Here is a 3,894-nt window from a genome sequence, read left to right on the forward strand (position 1 = left end):
CCGCCGCCCCCTGCCGCCCCTGCTCCCGCCGCGCGCGCGGCGGGAGCAGGGGCGGCAGGGGGCGGCGGTGGCGCGGCGTTCGGGTCGACGATGTCGCTGATGCGCTTCACGACCGTCTTGCCGCTCATGTCCACGACCTTGAACTCCTCCTCCTCCGGGAACTCGCCCGCGTCCTGCTGCTTGTTCGTGTCGGGCTTGAAGCGCTTCTTCTCCACCGGCTCCTGGCCGCGGTAGTGGCGCAGGATGGCGTGCTCGATTTCACGGTCGCCCGCCACCATGGGGACCACGCGGGCGCGGCTGCGCGCCGCGACCTGGTCCAACGTGGCCAGGTCCGTGGGGTCGGACATCGCCAGCACCAGCGTCTTCCCGTTGTCCTTGAGCTGCACGGGGAAGATGCCCTTCTGCTCGGCGAGCCCCACGTCCACGCGCGCGAGCGCCGCCGCGTCCTTCGTCAGGTTGCCCAGCTGCACGCGCGGCATTCCCAGCCCCTGGCAGATGGCCTGGGTGATGGTCTCCTCGGACGCCAGCCCCAGGTCCGAGACGACGCGCGACACGCGTCCGCCCCACTGGTCCAGTGACGCGAGCGCGCTGCGCAGCTGCAGCTCGTCGATGACGCGCGCCTTGATGAGGATGTCCGCGATGCGATTCCGGGAAGGGGGAGCCATGGGGTGGGGATTCTAGCGTCTGATGGCGCGGACGCTCAGTCCACGTCACCGAACATGCCTTGAGGGCAAGGAGGCTTGGACCATGCAGCCATTCGCGGACGCCGCCACCCAGATGTGCCCGTACTGCGGTGAAGAGGTCGAAGTCGACGTGGACTCGCTGGGCGCCTCCTCCGAGTCCTACGTGGAGGACTGCCCCGTCTGCTGCCGCCCCTGGCAGGTGCGCGTCACCCGGGACGAGGAAGGCGCCGCCGTCACGCTGGGCCGCGACGACGACTGACGCGAAGTTCGCGGCCTCCCGCCAGGAGGGCAGGCAGGCAGGCGGGCACGGGGCCTTGGGCGGGGGCTCCATGACGTGCGGGGCCGTTGCTTGACACGTCCCGAAGCATGGTTCTCTTGAGTCTTGTGAGGCGCTGCCGGGCGCTCCTGGAAACAGGAACCCGGCCACCCACTTCAACAACGACCGTGAACCCGCACGACGTGCGTCCCAAGGGACGTCACGAACAGGAGACGACCATGCTGAACGCTCGCTATCCCTTCAACAACGCCGCTGTCACCCACCCGCTGCTGCGCGACTTCGACTTCCTCTTCCGCGAGCTGGCCTCGCCGGGCGTCCGCAACGACGCCGAGCGCACCGTCACGCCCGCGGCGGACATCCTGGAGGCCGAGTCCGGCATCACGCTGCGCGTGGACCTGCCGGGCCATGACGCCAAGGCCATCCAGGTGAAGGTGGAGGACGGTGTGCTGACCGTGCGCTCCGAGCGCAAGGCCGAGACCGTTCCGGAGGGCAGCACCCTGCGGCGCCAGGAGCGCGCCTCGGGCGTGTACGCGCGCCAGTTCCGGCTGCCGGAGACGGTGGACGCGACCCGCGTGGAGGCCCGCTACGACAATGGCGTGCTCACCCTCACCCTGCCGCGCCGCGAGGAGACGAAGCCCCGCGTCGTCGAGGTGAAGGTCCAGGGTTGATGCACGTGCATCAACACCCCATCAGGGAGGCCGCTGCCCTCGCTGCGGCGAGGCGCGGCGACTCCCGCAAGCATCCTTGCGACCCGAGGGCTTCCGCGGTGGCCGGCGGAAGCCCCCGTCCCATCACTTGCGAGCAGCGCTGGTGTTGAGCGCCAGCGGTACCCGGAACAGCTCCATCACCTGAGTCACGTCCAGCGGCTTGGCCAGGCACGCCACCGCGCCGGCCTGCTTGGACTGCTCCACGACGTCGGGCGTGTGCATGCTCGTCATGGTGATGAGGCGCACTCCCTCCATCTGCTTGCGCGCGCGGATGCGCTTGCAGACCTCGATGCCGTCGATGTCCGGCATGTTGAGGTCGATGATCATCCCGTGCGGCTTCTGCTCCGACACCAGCAGCAGGGCCTCCACGCCGCTCGTGGTGGTCTGGAGCTCCACCTGGTTCGCGTGCGGCTTGAACGCGCGCTTGATGGCGTCCAGCACCGGGCGCTCGTCGTCCACGACCAGCAGGCGCACCGTGCTGCTGCCCAGCTCCTCGGGCACGGGCATCTGGTGGGTGACCAGGAAGGTGCGCAGGTCCGTCGAACGCACCCGGCGGTGGCCACCCGGAGTCCGGAAGGCCATCAGGATGCCGCGGTCAATCCACTTGCTCACCGTCGACGGGTCCACTTGAAGCAACCGACTGATGTCGTGCGTCGTGTAGAGCTGGTCCGTCATCGCCGTACTCCCCTCGGACTGCATCGTTCCACTAGCCATGGAAATAAACACCTACCTTGAATGCGGGGTTTGATCAACCCACCCTACGACGTGCTGCGTTTATCTGTGCTTCTCATCAGACCCACGGCGTCGTCCCAACGGCCACTGGCACGGAGGCACAGCTCCACAAGCTCACGGGCGGCTCCGTGACCGCCCACGTTCGTCGTAACGAAGTCTGCTTCCTGGCGCACCTCTGGAACAGCATCCGCCGGACAGGCGGAAAGCCCTGAGAGTGACATGGGGTCCAGGTCGTTCAGGTCGTCTCCCATGTACGCGCACTGATTCGCGGGTATTTGGAGTTGGGCGAGCAATTCAAGGAGGGCGGGACCCTTCTCCTTGCGGCCCTGGAAGATGGCGGCGAGGCCCAATTCTCGGCCTCGCGCTTCGACGATGCGGGACGAGCGCGCGGTGAGGATGGCGGCGGGCAGGCCCACCAGCCGGGCCATGACGAGCGCATGGCCGTCCTTCACGTTGAAGCGCTTCATCATCTCGCCGTTGTCGCCGTAATACAGCGCGCCGTCGGTGAGGACGCCATCCACGTCGAACACGAGCAGTCGCACGCGCGACGCACGGGACGTCAGCTCTTCCTTGCCCGGCTTGGAAGGCGCTTCCGTCGGCATGGCCTCCTCACCTTTCGCATGCATCAACTGGCTTCGTGACCCAGCGCGCGGCGGATGCTGAGCACATCTCGTACCACGTCCTCGAACATCTGTGGATTGAGCGAGCACGGACCGTCACACAGGGCACGGTCGGGGTCTTCGTGGACTTCTGTGAATAAAGCGTCAATCCCGGCGGCGGCGGCGCTGCGAGCAAGCAGTGAGACGAATCTTCGCTCACCGCCTGTCTTTCCGTCACTGGAGCTGGGGAGCTGGACGGCGTGGGTCGCGTCCATGCAGACCACGAGGCCGGCCTCGCGCATCTGGGCGAAGCCGCGCATGTCCACGACGAGGTTGTTGTAGCCGAAGGAGGAGCCCCGCTCGGTGACGAGCACGTTGGGGTTGCCCGCCTCCACGGCCTTGCGCGCCGAGTGGACGATGTCCTTGGGGGCGACGAACTGTCCCTTCTTCAAGTTCACCCCCTTGCCCGAGCGGGCCACCGCCTCCACGAGGTCCGTCTGCCGGCACAGGAAGGCCGGTATCTGGATGATATCCACGACTTCAGCGGCAGGCCCGACGTGGCTGGTTTCATGGACGTCCGTGAGAACGGGCACCCCCACCTCCCGACGGATACGGTCCAGGATTCTCAGACCTTCCTTCAAACCCGGACCGCGGAACGACTTGCCGCTGGTCCGGTTGGCTTTGTCATAGGAACATTTGAAGGCATACGGAACGCCCAGCCGGGAGGTGATGCCCTTGAGCAGGTGGGCGTGGCGCAGGGCCATCTCCTCGGACTCGATGCTGTCCGGGCCGGCGATGACGAAGAGGCGCTGGCCGGGGCCGACCTTGTGGCCGCACAGCTCGATGGAGGGGGTGTTGCTCATGAGCGCACCGGGGCGGCGGCGGGGGCCTGGGTC

General features: G+C 67.5%; 6 protein-coding genes. 2 read left to right on the plus strand and 4 right to left on the minus strand.

Annotated features, from left to right (window positions below):
* Positions 1-665 (minus strand): general secretion pathway protein GspE (locus D7Y21_RS40530; RefSeq protein WP_121718560.1); only part of this gene is annotated, 665 nt, incomplete at its 3' end.
* An 82-nt stretch (positions 666-747) separates the two neighbouring features.
* Between D7Y21_RS40530 and D7Y21_RS40535 the strand changes: the two genes are divergently transcribed.
* A complete protein-coding gene (locus D7Y21_RS40535; protein ID WP_120562009.1) occupies positions 748-942 on the plus strand; it encodes a CPXCG motif-containing cysteine-rich protein in 195 nt (64 codons plus the stop codon).
* Positions 943-1,178: 236 nt separating this feature from the next.
* Complete coding sequence (locus D7Y21_RS40540; RefSeq protein ID WP_233591430.1) at positions 1,179-1,628, plus strand: Hsp20/alpha crystallin family protein; 450 nt, start codon at positions 1,179-1,181, stop codon at positions 1,626-1,628.
* A gap of 123 nt (positions 1,629-1,751) precedes the next feature.
* Here the strand turns inward: D7Y21_RS40540 and D7Y21_RS40545 are convergent, their stop codons facing one another.
* Genes D7Y21_RS40545 through kdsA form a run of 3 tightly spaced genes read right to left on the minus strand, consistent with a single transcriptional unit; the run spans position 1,752 to position 3,861 of the window.
* Positions 1,752-2,381, minus strand: a complete 630-nt coding sequence (locus tag D7Y21_RS40545) for a response regulator (RefSeq protein WP_120562008.1) — start codon at positions 2,379-2,381, stop codon at positions 1,752-1,754.
* Between the two features lie 44 nt (positions 2,382-2,425).
* Positions 2,426-3,001: an HAD family hydrolase gene (locus D7Y21_RS40550; protein ID WP_121718561.1), complete on the minus strand. Its 576-nt coding sequence runs from the start codon at positions 2,999-3,001 to the stop codon at positions 2,426-2,428.
* 23 nt (positions 3,002-3,024) lie between these two features.
* A complete protein-coding gene (gene kdsA / locus D7Y21_RS40555) occupies positions 3,025-3,861 on the minus strand; it encodes a 3-deoxy-8-phosphooctulonate synthase (protein WP_120562007.1) in 837 nt (278 codons plus the stop codon).
* Positions 3,862-3,894 lie beyond the last annotated feature (33 nt).

Source organism: Corallococcus sp. AB045, assembly GCF_003668895.1.
In the GTDB taxonomy this organism is placed as follows: Bacteria; Myxococcota; Myxococcia; order Myxococcales; family Myxococcaceae; genus Corallococcus; species Corallococcus coralloides.